At 60.9% G+C, this 14,932-nt stretch carries 14 protein-coding genes and 1 tRNA gene; 6 read left to right on the plus strand and 9 right to left on the minus strand.

Annotation, left to right across the window (positions count from 1 at the left end; translation table 11 throughout):
- Window positions 1-617: 617 nt before the first annotated feature.
- Window positions 618-690 (minus strand) — tRNA-Lys (locus tag VLL26_RS06745).
- A 151-nt stretch (window positions 691-841) separates the two neighbouring features.
- Window positions 842-2,344 (minus strand): acetyl-CoA hydrolase/transferase family protein, encoded by a 1,503-nt coding sequence (locus VLL26_RS06750; protein ID WP_342318358.1) that lies wholly within the window; start codon window positions 2,342-2,344, stop codon window positions 842-844.
- A 265-nt stretch (window positions 2,345-2,609) separates the two neighbouring features.
- On the opposite strand from VLL26_RS06750, the gene dusB reads away from it, so the two are divergent.
- Together dusB and VLL26_RS06760 are read left to right on the plus strand one after the other, a co-directional pair.
- Window positions 2,610-3,788 carry a tRNA dihydrouridine synthase DusB gene (dusB, locus tag VLL26_RS06755; RefSeq protein WP_342318359.1) on the plus strand — a complete coding sequence of 393 codons (1,179 nt, stop codon included), beginning with the start codon at window positions 2,610-2,612 and terminating at the stop codon, window positions 3,786-3,788.
- A 2-nt stretch (window positions 3,789-3,790) separates the two neighbouring features.
- Window positions 3,791-4,567 carry a phosphate signaling complex PhoU family protein gene (locus tag VLL26_RS06760; protein ID WP_342318360.1) on the plus strand — a complete coding sequence of 259 codons (777 nt, stop codon included), beginning with the start codon at window positions 3,791-3,793 and terminating at the stop codon, window positions 4,565-4,567.
- 73 nt (window positions 4,568-4,640) lie between these two features.
- Here the strand turns inward: VLL26_RS06760 and pstB are convergent, their stop codons facing one another.
- The 5 genes from pstB to mshD all read right to left on the minus strand — a co-directional run bounded on the left by pstB (window position 4,641) and on the right by mshD (window position 9,902).
- Window positions 4,641-5,414 (minus strand): phosphate ABC transporter ATP-binding protein PstB, encoded by a 774-nt coding sequence (pstB, locus tag VLL26_RS06765; protein ID WP_342318361.1) that lies wholly within the window; start codon window positions 5,412-5,414, stop codon window positions 4,641-4,643.
- A 42-nt stretch (window positions 5,415-5,456) separates the two neighbouring features.
- Window positions 5,457-6,413: a phosphate ABC transporter permease PstA gene (gene pstA / locus VLL26_RS06770; RefSeq protein ID WP_342318362.1), complete on the minus strand. Its 957-nt coding sequence runs from the start codon at window positions 6,411-6,413 to the stop codon at window positions 5,457-5,459.
- A 13-nt stretch (window positions 6,414-6,426) separates the two neighbouring features.
- Window positions 6,427-7,521: a phosphate ABC transporter permease subunit PstC gene (gene pstC, locus VLL26_RS06775; protein WP_342318363.1), complete on the minus strand. Its 1,095-nt coding sequence runs from the start codon at window positions 7,519-7,521 to the stop codon at window positions 6,427-6,429.
- 176 nt (window positions 7,522-7,697) lie between these two features.
- A complete protein-coding gene (gene pstS / locus VLL26_RS06780; RefSeq protein ID WP_342318364.1) occupies window positions 7,698-8,816 on the minus strand; it encodes a phosphate ABC transporter substrate-binding protein PstS in 1,119 nt (372 codons plus the stop codon).
- Between the two features lie 225 nt (window positions 8,817-9,041).
- Window positions 9,042-9,902, minus strand: a complete 861-nt coding sequence (gene mshD, locus VLL26_RS06785) for a mycothiol synthase (RefSeq protein WP_342318365.1) — start codon at window positions 9,900-9,902, stop codon at window positions 9,042-9,044.
- Window positions 9,903-9,930: 28 nt separating this feature from the next.
- Here mshD and VLL26_RS06790 point away from each other — a divergent pair, with 28 nt between their 5' ends.
- A complete protein-coding gene (locus VLL26_RS06790; protein ID WP_342318366.1) occupies window positions 9,931-10,728 on the plus strand; it encodes an LmeA family phospholipid-binding protein in 798 nt (265 codons plus the stop codon).
- 31 nt (window positions 10,729-10,759) lie between these two features.
- Entirely contained in the window at window positions 10,760-11,416 is a 657-nt protein-coding gene (locus VLL26_RS06795; protein ID WP_342318367.1) for an FABP family protein, read from the plus strand.
- Here the strand turns inward: VLL26_RS06795 and VLL26_RS06800 are convergent.
- Window positions 11,413-12,333 carry an aminodeoxychorismate lyase gene (locus VLL26_RS06800; protein ID WP_342318368.1) on the minus strand — a complete coding sequence of 307 codons (921 nt, stop codon included), beginning with the start codon at window positions 12,331-12,333 and terminating at the stop codon, window positions 11,413-11,415. The genes VLL26_RS06795 and VLL26_RS06800 overlap by 4 nt on opposite strands.
- A gap of 34 nt (window positions 12,334-12,367) precedes the next feature.
- On the opposite strand from VLL26_RS06800, the gene VLL26_RS06805 reads away from it, so the two are divergent.
- Window positions 12,368-13,480, plus strand: a complete 1,113-nt coding sequence (locus VLL26_RS06805) for a YgfZ/GcvT domain-containing protein (RefSeq protein ID WP_342320170.1) — start codon at window positions 12,368-12,370, stop codon at window positions 13,478-13,480.
- Between the two features lie 144 nt (window positions 13,481-13,624).
- Window positions 13,625-13,804: a DUF3073 domain-containing protein gene (locus tag VLL26_RS06810; protein ID WP_342318369.1), complete on the plus strand. Its 180-nt coding sequence runs from the start codon at window positions 13,625-13,627 to the stop codon at window positions 13,802-13,804.
- 54 nt (window positions 13,805-13,858) lie between these two features.
- Here the strand turns inward: VLL26_RS06810 and purM are convergent, their stop codons facing one another.
- Window positions 13,859-14,932, minus strand: a complete 1,074-nt coding sequence (gene purM / locus VLL26_RS06815) for a phosphoribosylformylglycinamidine cyclo-ligase (protein ID WP_342318370.1) — start codon at window positions 14,930-14,932, stop codon at window positions 13,859-13,861.

Genomic DNA, 14,932 nt, shown 5'->3' on the forward strand with positions numbered 1-14,932 from the left:
ATCTCGACGTCGACGGGACGGTTCCTGCATCAGCAAGCCCGTCGTTGTGGTCAACGCCGAGGTGACTGGCGCACCGTGGCCGCAAAGACGCACAGCACCAGCAGTTGTTCCGACTGACACGATAGCGCTGGTTGCAGCGCCGCAAACGGCGATGCCTCGGTGCGCCTCGTTTCCGGCTTGGCCCAGCCCGGAAGACAGATCGCAACGAAGGCACACAATCAGATTGTGGCAGTCCGTTAGTGGGTCATTCCGGATGGTTCTTGTCCCGCACTCCCATTATCAGTGTCCGTTAGCGTGGTGTATCTGTGATTGTTGAAGTGGGGCCATATCAGCGCAGCTAAGGCGACCATCGCGGGTGCTTTTCGGATCGAATCCTCCACCTGCGCACAAGGGAAACACCGGGCGGGACGCTGACCCCCAGCATCTCGGTCCGCCCACAGACACACTACTGCCCAGGCTGGACTTAGTGGGTTTCGAACCTGCGTCACCGCACCCATTTCTCGTTCATTAAGACATCTGCCCTGGGCAGAAGTTTCAGAGCTTCGTTGTGGGGTGAACCGCTGGAAATAAAAAAGGACTACCTTCGTGCATTTGTATCACAAAGGTAGTCCTCATCGTGGGCCCTCCGGGGCTCGAACCCGGGACCTGCGGATTAAAAGTCCGTAGCTCTACCAACTGAGCTAAAGGCCCGCCAGCAACGCCGTGTACCGAGGATAAAACCTCGAGCACGCTGCTGCAGCAACTCAGTCTACCGCTCGCTTCCCCAATTAAAAAACCGACCCCCGAAGGCGCTCATTTACACCGCCTGCGGGGGTTTCGGTCTAGGTGGACAGCTATCGCCCTACTTCTGCATCGTGCCGGTTTCCTGGATGCGGTTGTGGAAATCGAAGGCGTGCTTCAGGTCGTGCGGGGTCGCCTGGTATTTGGACTTGGCGGCCAACTCGACGTACTCCTCCAGCAGCGGGCGGTAGGTCGGGTGCGCGATGGAGATCATCTTCTGCACGCGGTCACGCGGCGCCAGGCCACGCAGATCTGCAACACCGTACTCGGTGATGAAAACCATCGCGTCGTGCTCAGTGTGGTCGACGTGGGAGACCATCGGCACGATCGCGGAAATTGCGCCATCCTTGGCTACCGACGGTGAGATGAACGAGGAGATGTAGGCGTTGCGGGTGAAGTCGCCGGAGCCGCCTAGTGCGTTCATCAGGCGGGAGCCGTTGATGTGGGTGGAGTTTGCGTTGCCGTAGATATCTACTTCGATCATGCCGTTGGAGGCGATCAGGCCAGTGCGGCGGATGACCTCCGGGTGGTTGGAAATCGACTGCGGGCGCAAAATGATGCGCTCGCGGTACCTGGCAGCTTCGTTGTTCATCTTCTCCGCGTACTCGGGCGACAAGGAGAAGGAGGTCGCGGAAGCGACAGTCATCTTGCCGGCGTCGATGAGATCGACCATGCCGTCCTGGATGACCTCGGTGTATGCCTGAATGTTTTCAAACTTCGACTCCATCAGGCCCGCCATCACAGCGTTGGGGACGTTGCCCACGCCGGACTGCATGACGTAGCCGTCGTAGGAGAGTCGGCCAGCCTTAACTTCATTTTCCAAAAAGTCAAGGAAGTTACCGGCAATTTTCTCGGAAGTCTCGTCCGGCGCCTTAAACGGAGCGTTGCGGTCGGCGTCGTTCGTCTTAACCACGGCGACGACCTTCTCCGGGTCAATCTCGATGTAGGTAGTGCCGATGCGATCGCCAGCCTTGGTGATCGGGATGGGGATACGATTCGGCAGCGGCGGCACGAGCCAAATATCGTGCATGCCCTCAAGATCCTCGGACTGCCATTCGTTGACCTCAACGATGATCTTCTTGGCTGCGTTGAGGAATTCGACGGAGTTGCCCACGGAAGAAGACGGAACGATGTTGCCATCTTCGGTGATGCGGACGGCCTCGACGATGGCGAGGTCAACTTCGCCGAAGAAGCCCTGCTCAACCATCATGCCGGAGTGCGACAGGTGGATGTCTTGGAACTTCATCTCGCCAGCGTTAATTTTGTTACGCATAGTTGGGTCGGACTGGTACGGCATCCGGTAGCGAAGGGCGTTGGCCTCAGCGAGCACACCGTCGCACTCCGGGGCGGTGGAAGCGCCGGTGTAGAGGTCGATGCTGAAGTCCTGTCCCTTGTCATGCGCGGCCTTGGCTTTTTCGGCGATTGCGCCGGGAAGTGCCTTCGGGTAGCCCGCACCGGTGAAGCCGGAGATGCCGACTTTATCTCCATGGTTAACAAACTGGACGGCTTCCTCAGCGGTCATCACCTTGTCGCGGAGCTTGGCATTGGCAATGCGATCACTCATGAGAATCTCCTTTACGTTGCTGGTAACAACTCCACCTTATTGTGACCTACCTTTCATAGCCATATCAACGTTCCGCTTTGAGCAACCTTTTCCTGGAGGGGGTATCTGCGCGGCTAGAAGTCACTGCTTGCGTGAGGCGCCCCTTTCGTGGCGGTGACCCCGCGCTGCCCTGACCCCCACGTCAACTACCCCCGAAAGGGCGTAGATTCCTTCCGTGGCGGCGGATTAGACTTAGTGCAAAGTTATGGAGGACAATAGCTAGGCTATGACTCAATCATTGTCGCCGACTGCAGCTACCGCCCCGCTGCGAATCGGGGGCTTCACTCTCGACTCCCCCGTTATCCTGGCTCCGATGGCGGGCGTAACCAACATGCCGTTTCGTGTGCTTTGCCGCGAAATCGAGGAGGAGTTGACCGGGACCTCATCCGGGTTGTACGTGTGCGAGATGATTACTGCCCGAGCACTCGTCGAGCGCAACGAGAAAACGCTTCACATGACGGCTTTTGCGGACGTCGAAAAGCCTCGCTCCATGCAGCTTTATACCGTCGACCCGAAGTTCACCTACGAGGCCGTGCGCATGATCGTCGAAGAAGACATCGCCGACCACATCGACATGAATTTCGGCTGTCCAGTACCAAAAGTCACTCGACGGGGCGGCGGCTCCGCGATCCCTTACAAGCGCCGCCTGTACGGCAATATCGTGGCTGCCGCCGTGCGCGCCACCGAAGGCACGGACATTCCGGTGACGGTGAAGTTCCGCATCGGCATTGACGACGAACACCACACCCACCTCGACGCCGGCCGCATTGCCGCGGAAGAAGGCGCGGCGGCTGTCGCGCTGCATGCGCGCACAGCGGCGCAGCGCTATTCCGGTAACGCCCACTGGGAAGAAATCACACGCCTAGTAGAACACATGGACGGCACTGGCCTTCCTGTGATCGGCAACGGCGACATCTTCGCCGCCGGAGACGCCGAGCGCATGATGACCCAAACCGGATGCCACGGTGTGGAGGTGGGCCGCGGCTGCCTCGGCCGTCCCTGGCTGTTCGCCCAGCTAGGCGCGCAGCTGCGAGGCGAGGAAATTCCTGCCGAGCCCACCCTCGGCCAGGTCGCTGGCATTATTTACCGCCACGCAACGCTTCTCGCGCAACACGACGGGGAGCACCACGCCTGCCGTGACATTCGCAAGCACACCGGGTGGTACCTGCGCGGATTCCCGGTCGGCGGCGAGTTTCGCAAAAACCTCGCCCAGGTCACAACTTTGCAGCAACTCAACGATCTGCTGGCACCTTTCGCCGGATCGACAGTGCGCGCCGAACACGCCGACGACGCCCGCGGCCGGCAGGGCTCGTCGTCAAAGGTAGCGCTTCCCGACGGCTGGCTTGACAACCCAGAAGACGATACGGTGCCGGAGGGCGCCGAGATCGACAACAACGGAGGCTAGGGATGACAAACGGCAAAATCGCACCGTTGCGAGCAGTCTACCGAGAGCACCTGGAAGCCTTCTCCCGCGACCTGCTCGAGATGTGCGACCTTGTGCGCGACATTATGTCCAACGCTTCCGTCGCCTTATTGCAACAGTCGCTTGAAAGCGCGGAGTACGCATTGTCTTGCGCCGACCGCTTAGAGGAGATTCGTCAGTGCTGCGAGGCCCGCAGCATGAAGCTGCTCGCTTTGGAATCACCGGTGGGATCCGATTTGCGTCAGGTTGTTTCCTCTATCTACATCGTTGAGGATTTCCAGCGCATGGGGGTGCTCGCCACCCACATTGCAAACACGGCACGCCTGCGCCACCCCGATCCGGTCTTGCCGGAACCGATTGTAGATATCGTGACGGAAATGGCCCGGCTCGCCGACGAACTCGGGCAGAAAACCCACGATCTGCTGGTCAACCCCGACGCCGAAGCCGCCGTGAAGCTGCGCGAAGATGATGACGATGTCGACGCAATGAAAAACTACCTACTCAACGCACTGACCCACCATGACTGGCCGCACAGTGCCCGGGAGGCCGTCGACCTGGCGCTGGTGACGCGCTACTACGAACGCTACTCAGACCACTGCATAAACGTGGCGGCACGAACTGTTTTTTTGGTCACTGGGCTTCGCCCCGAGGCTTACCTTGAACAGCGCGGCGAGGGCGACGGCTTCGACATGGACGAAAAGTTCGCTGAGATCGAACGTCGCTTCCGGGCCGGTAAAATCGCGCGGCGCCGCAGGAAGTAGCGCACACCGGCGCCTCAACGTGGAAAATGCCCGGCTTAGTCAAGCCGGGCATTTTCAAGGTTGAGGGTGTGGCCTAGCCGAAGCGGCCCGCGATGTAGTCCTCGGTCTCCTTCTTGTCCGGGTTCTCGAAGATGGTGGTGGTGTCGTTGAACTCCACCAGGTGGCCGGGTTTGCCGGTGGCCTCGAGGGAGAAGAAGGCGGTCTTGTCGGACACACGCGCCGCCTGCTGCATGTTGTGGGTCACGATGACGATGGTGTAATCGTTTTTCAGCTCGTGAATCAGATCCTCGACAGCGAGGGTGGAAATTGGGTCGAGGGCGGAGCAAGGCTCATCCATCAGCAAAACCTCGGGGCGCACCGCGATGGCTCGGGCGATGCACAGGCGCTGCTGTTGGCCACCGGAAAGTCCGCCGCCCGGCTTATCCAGGCGGTCTTTAACTTCCTCCCAGAGGTTCGCGCCACGCAGAGACTCCTCGGCCACTTCCTTGAGCTTCTTTTTGTTCTTCTCGCCAGCTAGCTTCAGTCCGGCGACGACATTGTCCTCGATGGACATTGTGGGGAAGGGGTTCGCTTTCTGAAAGACCATGCCGATGGTGTTACGCACGGACACCGGGTCAACCTTCGGCCCGTAGATGTTGTTTCCGTCGAGCACGATCTCGCCGGTGACGGTGGCGTTGGGGATAACCTCGTGCATGCGGTTGAGAGTGCGCAGCACCGTGGACTTTCCGCAACCAGATGGGCCGATGAAGGCCGTGACGGCCTGAGCCGGCACCTTCATGTTGACGTTTTGCACGGCGTGGAAGTCGCCGTAGTAGATGTTAACGTCGTTCAGTTCGAGCTTGGACATCTAAGTTCTCCTCAGTGGTGGGTGATTGCTTGATCTGCAGTTTTACTTCTTCACCGAGAAGCGCGATGCGATCAGGCGCGCCAGCAGGTTCAAAGCGATAACGAGAATGACGAGGGTTAATGCTGCGCCCCAGAGACGGTCCAATGCGGGCCCGGATGCGCCGGACTTCCACATATCGAGCATGAACAGGGGCAGCGAGGATTGCGGCTCGCCGAACAGGCCGAGCCAATTCAGGGCCGGCGTTGAGCCGACGAGGATCAGCACTGGGGCCGATTCACCCATGACGCGGGCAACAGCCAACATGATGCCGGTGACGATACCTGACAGGGCGGTGGGCAAGACGATGCGGGCAATGGTTTTCCACTTCGGCACGCCCAGTGCGTAGGAAGCTTCACGCAGGTCCATGGGGACGACGCGAAGCATCTCCTCGGTATTGCGGACCACGATTGGCACCATTAACAAGATGAGGGATAGCGCCACGGCAAAACCGGAGCGTTGCTGTCCCAAAATCGTGATCCACAGCGCGTAGATAAACAGTGCGGCGACGATGGAGGGGACACCGGAGAGGATGTCCACCATGAATGTGGTGATTCTGCCCAGTCGACTGCCGTTGGCGTATTCCACGAGGTAAATCGCGGTAAATACGCCGATCGGAATGGAAAACAGGGAGGCGACCAGGGTTTGCATCAGGGTGCCGGCGATGGCGTGGAGTGCGCCGCCGCCCTCCCGGCTGTTGCGGACACCGACCATGTCTTCGGTCCACCAGCCCGCAGAGAACACGGCGCTGAAACCGTTGGAGATTACCGTGCCCAGAAGCCACAGAAGGGGAATCAGGGCGATGATCATGCTGGCCCACATCAGCAGGCCCATGAAGGTGTTGGTGGACTTTCGGCCGCTGGAAATTTGGGAGAACGGGGTGCTGTTTTGTTCTACCTCCGCGCGTTGCGCGGGGGCCGCGGGCTTATCGCCGGCGGAAAGGTTGGTCGAAGCGGTGCTCATATTCGCGTCTCCCCTACTTGTTCTTGTTGACGATCGCGCGGGCAATCGAGTTGACAATAAAGGTCAAGATGAACAGCACGAGGCCCGCAGCGATGTAGGCGCCGGCACTGATCGGGTTGTTGAACTCCGCGGAGGCGTTAGCGATGTGGGTCGCGAAGGTTGATCCGCCGTCGAAAAGCGAGCCGCGGTACATCAGGCCCGGGGAGACAACCATGTAGAGGGCCATGGTTTCGCCGAGGGCGCGGCCAAGGCCGAGCATGGAGCCTGCAATGTAGCCGGACATGCCGAAGGGAATGACCGTCATGCGAATGACTTCCCAACGGGTAGCGCCCAGCGCAAGTGCGGATTCAATCTGGCCGGGAGGGGTCTGGACGAAGACTTCGCGGGCGGTGGCGGCGATAACCGGCAAGATCATGATGGCGAGCACGATGCCACCGGTCATGATGTTGCGCCCCGTGGCGAAGGCCGGCGAGTTCTGGTAGTGCGCGAACAGGAAGAACCCGCCGCCCCAGGAGGCGATCCATTCGTAGAACTTCCCCAGGAAGGGGCCGAGGACTTGCGCACCCCACAGGCCGTAGACGATGGAGGGAACGGCCGCCAGCATGTCCACGAGGGTGCCGAGCGGGCGCACCAATCGCTTCGGTGCGTAATTGGACAGGAACAGGGCGATGCCCAGGGCAACCGGCATGGCCAAAATCAAAGCGATCAGCGAAATCGTGACGGTGGAGAAGAACAGGTTCGGGATACCGAACTTCATCGCGTCGAGGTTCGCGGTTTGCCACTGATCGCGGTAGGTGAAGAAGCCGATTAGGCCGCCTTCGTTACGCAACAGCGGCGGAATCGCCTGGACGAGAAGGAACAGGCCGATAGCCGCGATGATAACGGTGATCAAAGCGGATGAGGCAGTGGACAGGAAGCGGAAGATTCGGTCACCGGGGCGGATGACGGAGCTTGAGGTGGAAACAATTGGCGGGGTACCGGCGGGTTCTTCTCGGGTCAGCGTCGGCGTGCCTGTGGAGCCAGGCATGGCACTGTCGGCTGGAGCCGGTGCGTCGCCTCCGGCCCGCACTTCATCGTTGCGAGCTCCTGGCGTGTGGTTTTCAGCCATAGTCACGGGTCCTTTTATTGAGTTTCAGTTAGCGGGGCTGGCCCCTCAAAAGTTTTCTGCCTTCCTCCCCGCTCAGAGGGGAAGGAGGTCAGCACATGGCATTGCCCCCCATTGCCAGTCGGAGCCGGACGGGGGGGCAATTTCGCGTCCGCTGCAGCTCAGCGGAGAAGTGACACTTAGCTGATCGCTTCGATTGCGTCGCGCAAACGCTCAGCGTGCGCACCCTTGACCGGGATGAAGCCCTCGGCTGCCAACTCATCGTCCTGGGAGTTCAGGGCGACGGTGAGGAAGTCCTTAACCATGTTCTTGGTGGCTTCGTCGTAGCCGGCGGAGCAGATGATCTCGTAGGTGGTCAAAACCAGCGGGTAGGAACCTGCGTCGTTGGAGGCAAAGAGCTTCTCAGCGTCGACGACCATGTTGTGGCCCTCGGTGGTGAACTCCATGCCGTCGAGTGCCTTGCCCACGGAGTCGGGGCTGAGCTCGACTGGGCCGTTGCCGAAGTCGACATTGGCCATCTTCTCGGCGAAGCCAGCTTCGACGTAGGTAATCGCGCCCGGAGTGGAGCTGACCTGCGCTGCGACACCGGTGGAGCCGTTGGCGCCAGCACCGACAGCAGCCGGGAATGCCTTGCCCTTGCCCTCCCACTTGCCGTCGGAGGCAGCGGCGAGGAACTTCTGGAAGTTGTCGGTGGTGCCGGACTCGTCGGCGCGGAAGACAACCTTGATGTCCTCGTCGGGCAGGTCTGCGCCCGGGTTGGATTCGGCGATCTTCGGGTCGTTCCAGTTGGTGATGTCACCCTTGAAGATCTCGACGATGTTGTCGACGGTCAGGTTCAGATCGTCGACGCCGTCGAGGTTGTAAGCAATGGCGACCGGGCCAACAACGAACGGTAGGTGCCATGCCTCGTTGCCACCGCAACGCTCCATAGCTGCGGCAACCTCGTCCTCCTTCAGCGGGGAGTCGGAGCCGGCGAATACAGCCTGGTTGCCGATGAAGTTCTTGATGCCGTTGCCGGAACCGGTTGCGTTGTAGGCGAGGTTAGCGCCCGGAACTTCCTCGGAGTAACGGGAGCCGAAGTAGTCCATGGCGTTTTGCTGGGAGGTCGCGCCCTCAGCGACAAGCTGGCCGGTCTGGCCGGACAGGCCGTCGACCGCGGCAGCCTCAGAGGTCTCTGCACCCGTGGACTCGGAGGAGGCGGAATCGCCCTCGGAGGAGCTGGAGCAGGCGGCAAGGGAGACGGAAGCAAGGGCGACAGCACCGATCGCGGTAGCGGTGCGCTTGAAGTTGCGGATCACGGGGTACCTTTCAGGTCCAAATATATGACAGTCCGAGAATCGGCCCCTCCACTTCAGAAGGATGGACCCGCGGTTCTGACCATAGCCAGCCTGCGGGCAACCGTCCGATTACTCACAGCCCATAAACCTAAGCGCCTTCGGTAAACCGGAGGTGTAACATCCAATGAACTTTGAGTAAACAGTTACGCAACCGTCCCTTTTTGCCATAAAACGCCAGGTCAAAAACTATTTGTCCCCGGCGCTGTACACAACGTGTGATTCGTCAACCACAAAGCCCATCTGCTGGTACCGCCGCACAGCGGGCTCGTTGTCGGATTCCACGTAAAGGATCACCCGCCGTGCACCTCCGCCAACAAGGTGCTTCACACCCAGGGAAAGCAGCGGCCCTCCCAGATTCTTCCCGCGAGCGCCGTCGGCAAGCCCGACAACGTAGACTTCGCCAACACTTCCGGGGTGCTGCTTCGTCCAGTGGAAACCCGCAAGCTTTTCGCCGTCGTAGATGAACCACACACCGTGCGGGTCGAACCAGTCGGTGTCCATGGCGTCGCGAAGCTGCCCGAGGTCCCAGCCGCCCTGCTCTGGGTGCCACGAGAAGGCTTCGTTGTTGACCTGCAGCCACTGCTGCTCCACCGATTCTTTGCCGAAGCGCTCAACCGCCTGCGGGTAAGGCAGGGCGTAAAACTCACCGAGGTCACCTACCTCAGTCGCCGCATCCAAACCCTCACCGTCGAGGCCCATCACATAGAGGGTGCGGGTGGGCTCCAGCGCCAGCGCAGCCGCCAACCCCCGCGCTGCGGGAAGGTTGCCGTGCGCCCACAGGCCAGCGTGTGGGTTGCGCTCCAACACCTCGCGGACCAGGGCCGCACCGTGGCCTCGACGCCGCTTATCTGGTGCGATGGCAAGCTCCGCGGACCCATCGGGGGCGAGGGCCGCCAGCCCAACGAGCGTTTCGGCTTCGAAACGTTCGAAGTAAATGTGCCCCGCTTCGCGTTGTAACGCCCGCCGGAAAGGTTCAGAGAAGGCGGCGACGCCGTCGTGGGCTGCGGCTGCATCAACGAGGTCCAATCGCTCTTTCATGTCGGCCATGCCACCAGGCTACGGTAGAAATAGATTTGTGACGGTGCAGCAGCGAAACCCCCAGGAGAAGACCCCCCGCAAGTCCTCTCTGTCTACCCGAGTTTTCTTGGCCTTCGCCGTCGTTGCCGCTTGCGCTTTTGTTTCCGATACGGCGTTGGCCGCCCGGGCGGAATATCGCCTTTCTACCCGTTTAGAGCTTAGAGACAACCTGCCTTATTCCCCGGACACCTACATCGCGGGTTTTCCCTTTCTCGCCGTGCTTGTTACCGACAAAGTGCCGCGTGTGGGTGTGCAAGTGCTCGATGTTCCGGTCGAGGGTTTTGGGTTAATCAACGCCTCTGCGGAAGCCTTCGACATAGAGATTTCCGGCGCCCAAGTGCTGGCGGCAAATTTCACCGGCGGCGAAGCCGCCATGACGCGCCGCCGGGTGCGCCTCGACGGGGTGGCCTTCGGCGAGTTGCTGGGGATGACGGATTTAGACATTGCCAACCCCTACGACATGTCGCCGCTGGGAGGGGTCGCCAGTGAGGCACGGCTGACCGGGACGGTGCCGGGGGCGCAGGAGCCGTCGACAGTCGTGGTGACGCTGCGTTTGGAACAGGGCGTATTCCACATGCGCCCGAGCAAGCTTATCGACGTCCCCACCACCGACACCCAGAAAGTTCTCGCCGCTTTTACCTTCGAGCGCGACACCCGGGACCTGCCTTTAGGTGGTCCGGCTGACTTAGTGCAGCTCTCCGGCGGTTCGATTGAGTTCTCCCGCGACCGCATCAACGTAACCCTGAGGCCGGAGGACTTAACCCCATTGGCTGCAGATAAGCAACCGGCCACTTAGCGGTGCCGAAGCGGTGGGTACGCTTGGGCCCATGAACAAAAGCGAAGACGACGCGAAAAGCATCCCGGCTGCCAAACTTGACGGCAGCGAGGCGGTCAACCTCGCCGCGGAGCAGTCAAAGACCACCGCGCAGCGCAACATCCCCGGCTTCGGGTTCGAAGGTTTCCCACTTCCCGAGGACACGGCGAACCTACGCCACGGCCCTTCGCTTCACGACGGCCTTTTGGCCCTGCTTCCCCTCGTGGGCGTGTGGTCCGGCACTGGCCAAGCCAACGACAATGGTGAGGAGTACCCCTTCGGCCAGCAACTCATCATCTCCCACGACGGTGAAAATTACCTGCGCTTTGAATCCCGCCTGTGGCGGCTGAACTCGGAAGGAGAGTGCATCGGCGCGGACCAGCGCGAAGTTGGCTTTTGGCGCATCTCACTTGCCGATGAAATTGAGGTGACCTTGACCAACTCACGTGGGCTGGTGGAGATCATGTACGGCGATCCGGTCAACGAACGGGCCTGGCAGCTCCAAAGCGCCTCGACGATCGTGACCACGACAGGCCCGGAAAGGCACGGCGCCGGCAAACGCCTCTACGGTTTAATGCCCAACAACAACCTTGGCTGGGTAGACGAGCGTGCCGTTGATGGGGAGATGGTGCCGTACATGTCCGCTGAACTCAAGCGGGTCGCTGGTTAAGATACGGCGCCCAAGGAGGCGTCGATAAGCATGGCGATGTCCTCGGCGTTATCGGGCGTTGGCAGTGTTGTGCCGTCGATCGCGGTGACTCTCACCCCGCGGCGCGTCGAACTAAGCAACCAGACAGATTCAGCACTGAACAAATCCTCAACAAAAAGCGTTTTAGCCTTACATTTCCAGCCGCGACCAGCAGCGTAGTCGAACACGGCGCGCTGGGTTGTGCCCCGCAAAACGTCGTTGCCTGGCTCCGGCGTGCGAAGCCGCGCACGACTTTTGACCACCAACACCGTCGACATCGCACCTTCAAGCACACGGCCACTTTCAGGGTCGATGTAAATAACGTCGTCATAGCCGTTCTCGCGCGCCCACCGCAACGCGGCCAGGGAAGCGGAATAGTTCAGCGTCTTCGCACCCTGTTTCAGCCACGGCGCGGCGTTCTCAGCCTGCTGCAGCGTGTAGCCACGCCCAGTGGTGACCACCTTGACCCCACTTTTGCGCTGCTTGGCAAACTCCGGATTTACAGGGCGAACTGTCAGCCACGCGGAAGGCACACCAGTGGATTCGCGCCCGCGGGTCATCGTCCACACACAAGTCGCCTCGATACTTTCGCCCGTCTCATCGCCGCGCTCGCGGCAGTAGTCCGCAACCGCTGCCGTGGTGGCCTCCAGCCACTGACTAGCCGCCGGGTCCGGCAGATCTAACGCGGCCGCCGAAACGCGGAAGCGCTCCAAGTGCATCTTGAGGTTCACGGTACGACCCCGGCGGATCAAAATAGTTTCGAAGATGCCATCGCCGCGGGTAACGGCGCTGTCGTCCCAAAACACATGGGGCATGTGGGCGTTTTGTCGCCGCACCGACCCACCATAAGGTTCAATGAGGTAGATCACCGGCTGCGGGGGAAGAAGTGACTGGCCCATGATCCCTCATTATGCACGTATGATGTGGCCTGTGATGCAGCACAATGAGGACGACACCCAGCTTTACCGTTCTCCCCTCCTTTCCCGGGCGGAGGCCGTCGAACTGCCGGAGGCAACCACAACGCTTCTCGACGCCGCCGGTGTCGCCTGGCACTACGGCAACCCCCTCGGTGAGCAACGCGCCCTGAGTACAACACCTGTGCTCATCGACCGCTCACACCGCCGCGTGATCAAGGTTCACGGCCCGGATGCGCCGAGTTTTTTAAACAACCTCCTGTCGCAGAAGCTCGACGACGTGGCCGCTGGCTTCTCCGCCTCCGCGCTTGACTTAGACATCCACGGCCATATCCTGCACCAGGCTGACATTTACTTCGACGGCGACGCCTACTTTTTGGATCTGCCGTCCTATCAGGCGCAAAGCTTTTCGACATTTCTGCACCGCATGGTGTTTTGGTCCGAGGTCACCATTGAAGACAGCGACCTAGGGATCATCACCATCCTGGCCCCCGCCGGCCACGAAACGTTGACAGACCTCGGTGCGGTCTTTACCAGGGGCCCGTCAACGTGGGGCCGCGTCCAGCGCACCGACATCGCCCTGCCCCGCAAAGACCTTCCTCGCGCCGCGGAGGAGTTCATCACAGCGGGCGGCGCGCTGGCGGGCCTGATGGCCTTTACCGCCGAACGTGTCTGGGCCGGTGAGCCGGAGCCGCGCGCCGACCTCGACGACAAGTCGATCCCCCACGAGGTAGAGTCCTTCATCAACCGCGGCGAACACATCGGCGCGGTCCACCTGAATAAAGGCTGTTACCGCGGCCAGGAAACGGTGGCGCGCGTGGAAAACCTCGGCCGCTCCCCCCGCGTCATGGTCATGTTGCACCTCGACGGCTCCGCCCCAATCGAACCCACCCCCGGCAGCGAAATTACCGTCGGCGGCCGCCGCGCCGGGCGGGTGGGCACTGTTGTCCACGACGCGGAATACGGACCCATCGCGCTAGCCGCGGTGAAACGTTCCGCCCTGCGCCACACAACTGTCACCATTGTCGGCGAGGTCGAGATTTCGGCGTCCATTGACAGCGATTCAGTGCCCGCCGAAGAAGGTGAGAAAGCGGGGCGCCGCGCGGTGGAAAAGTTGCGCTCAAACAACTAATTTCGACTATTTGCCCAGTTCATGGACCTTTGCGGAATTTTTTGCAACGACAGGCTATTATGTTGCACAGGACAATACAGAAACGATTAATAGAGGCCGCCCATTAAACTGGGTCGCCGGAAACCACCTCAAGGGGGTCACGCTATGGGCCGCGGACGCGCCAAAGCAAAGCAGACCAAGGTTGCTCGCCAACTCAAGTACCACACTCCTGAGATGGACCTCGAGTCCCTGCAGCGAGAACTCGCCGGCGAATCCTCAGGACGCGGGTGGGACGACGACTCCGACGATCCCCACTCGGACTACGCCAACTGGGACCGCCGCTAAGAAACCTGCCTCATTTGCCCCCGGGTTTGTCCACCCGGGGGCACTTTCTATGCCTTAGAACTTCGGGTGAGCGCCCACCAGCACGGCCCGCGCGTCCTCGCCTTCCCGGGCGCGGCGCACCTCGCCCACAACCCAGCTCTCCACGTGGCGGGCGGCAAGGATTGCCAATGCTCGGTCACGGTCCTCCGGGGCGACGACCGCGACCATCCCGACCCCCATGTTGAAGGTTTTTTCCATCTCCTCATCCGGCACTTGACCCACCGCGCGGATGGTGCGGAAGATCTGCTGCGGCGTCCACGACCCGCGGTTCATCTCCGCCACCTGCCCCTCAGGGATAATGCGCTCCATGTTGCCCACCAAGCCACCACCGGTGACGTGACAAAACGTGCGGACCTCGCACTCGTTGGCCAACTCGAGGCAGTCGAGGGCGTAGATGCGGGTCGGCTCGAGAAGCTCCTCACCCAGGGTGCGACCGAGTTCTTCCATGTGCCCGTCAAGAGGCAAACCAGCACGCTCAAGCAAAACATGGCGCGCCAAAGAGTAGCCGTTGGAGTGCAAACCGGAAGACTTCATGCCGATGATCACATCGCCGACACGGACCCTGTCCGGCCCGAGCAGCTCATCAGCTTCCACAACACCGACGGCGGTGGCGGAGACATCATAATCAGACGGATCCATCACGCCGGGATGCTCAGCAGTCTCGCCCCCCAGCAAGGCACAGCCAGCCTGGACGCAACCCTCAGCGATGCCAGAAACAATCTCGGCGACCTTTTCGGGCACAACCTTGCCAATGGCGATGTAATCCTGCAAAAACAGCGGCTCCGCGCCGCAGACCACCAAATCGTCGACGCACATGGCGACGAGGTCAATTCCGATGGTGTCGTGTTTATCCATCGCCTGGGCCACAGCAAGTTTGGTGCCCACGCCGTCGGATCCCGCGGCAAGCAACGGCTCACGGTACTTACCCAAGGCGAAAAGACCCGCAAAACCGCCTAGGCCACCGCGCACCTCCGGGCGGCTGGCGCGTTTAGCCAAAGGCGCAAAAAGCTCAACGGCCTTGTCGCCGGCCTCAATGGACACGCCGGCGGATTCGTAGGAAACTGGCGGGCGTTCGTCGTTGGTCGTCAT

The organism is Corynebacterium sp. BD556 (assembly GCF_038452275.1).
GTDB classification, from domain to species: Bacteria; Actinomycetota; Actinomycetes; order Mycobacteriales; family Mycobacteriaceae; genus Corynebacterium; species Corynebacterium mayonis.

What these genes read in the sequence shown, in the direction of transcription:
- pstA (WP_342318362.1), bottom strand. Translation starts at nt 6,413, where the DNA reads ATGAGCACCGCTTCGACCAACCTTTCCGCCGGCGATAAGCCCGCGGCC.
- mshD (WP_342318365.1), bottom strand. Translation starts at nt 9,902, where the DNA reads ATGGCCGACATGAAAGAGCGATTGGACCTCGTTGATGCAGCCGCAGCC.
- dusB (WP_342318359.1), top strand. Translation starts at nt 2,610, where the DNA reads ATGACTCAATCATTGTCGCCGACTGCAGCTACCGCCCCGCTGCGAATC.
- purM (WP_342318370.1), bottom strand. Translation starts at nt 14,932, where the DNA reads ATGACGACCAACGACGAACGCCCGCCAGTTTCCTACGAATCCGCCGGC.
- VLL26_RS06810 (WP_342318369.1), top strand. Translation starts at nt 13,625, where the DNA reads ATGGGCCGCGGACGCGCCAAAGCAAAGCAGACCAAGGTTGCTCGCCAA.
- pstB (WP_342318361.1), bottom strand. Translation starts at nt 5,414, where the DNA reads ATGTCCAAGCTCGAACTGAACGACGTTAACATCTACTACGGCGACTTC.
- pstC (WP_342318363.1), bottom strand. Translation starts at nt 7,521, where the DNA reads ATGGCTGAAAACCACACGCCAGGAGCTCGCAACGATGAAGTGCGGGCC.
- VLL26_RS06805 (WP_342320170.1), top strand. Translation starts at nt 12,368, where the DNA reads ATGCAGCACAATGAGGACGACACCCAGCTTTACCGTTCTCCCCTCCTT.
- VLL26_RS06800 (WP_342318368.1), bottom strand. Translation starts at nt 12,333, where the DNA reads ATGGGCCAGTCACTTCTTCCCCCGCAGCCGGTGATCTACCTCATTGAA.
- VLL26_RS06750 (WP_342318358.1), bottom strand. Translation starts at nt 2,344, where the DNA reads ATGAGTGATCGCATTGCCAATGCCAAGCTCCGCGACAAGGTGATGACC.
- VLL26_RS06760 (WP_342318360.1), top strand. Translation starts at nt 3,791, where the DNA reads ATGACAAACGGCAAAATCGCACCGTTGCGAGCAGTCTACCGAGAGCAC.
- VLL26_RS06795 (WP_342318367.1), top strand. Translation starts at nt 10,760, where the DNA reads ATGAACAAAAGCGAAGACGACGCGAAAAGCATCCCGGCTGCCAAACTT.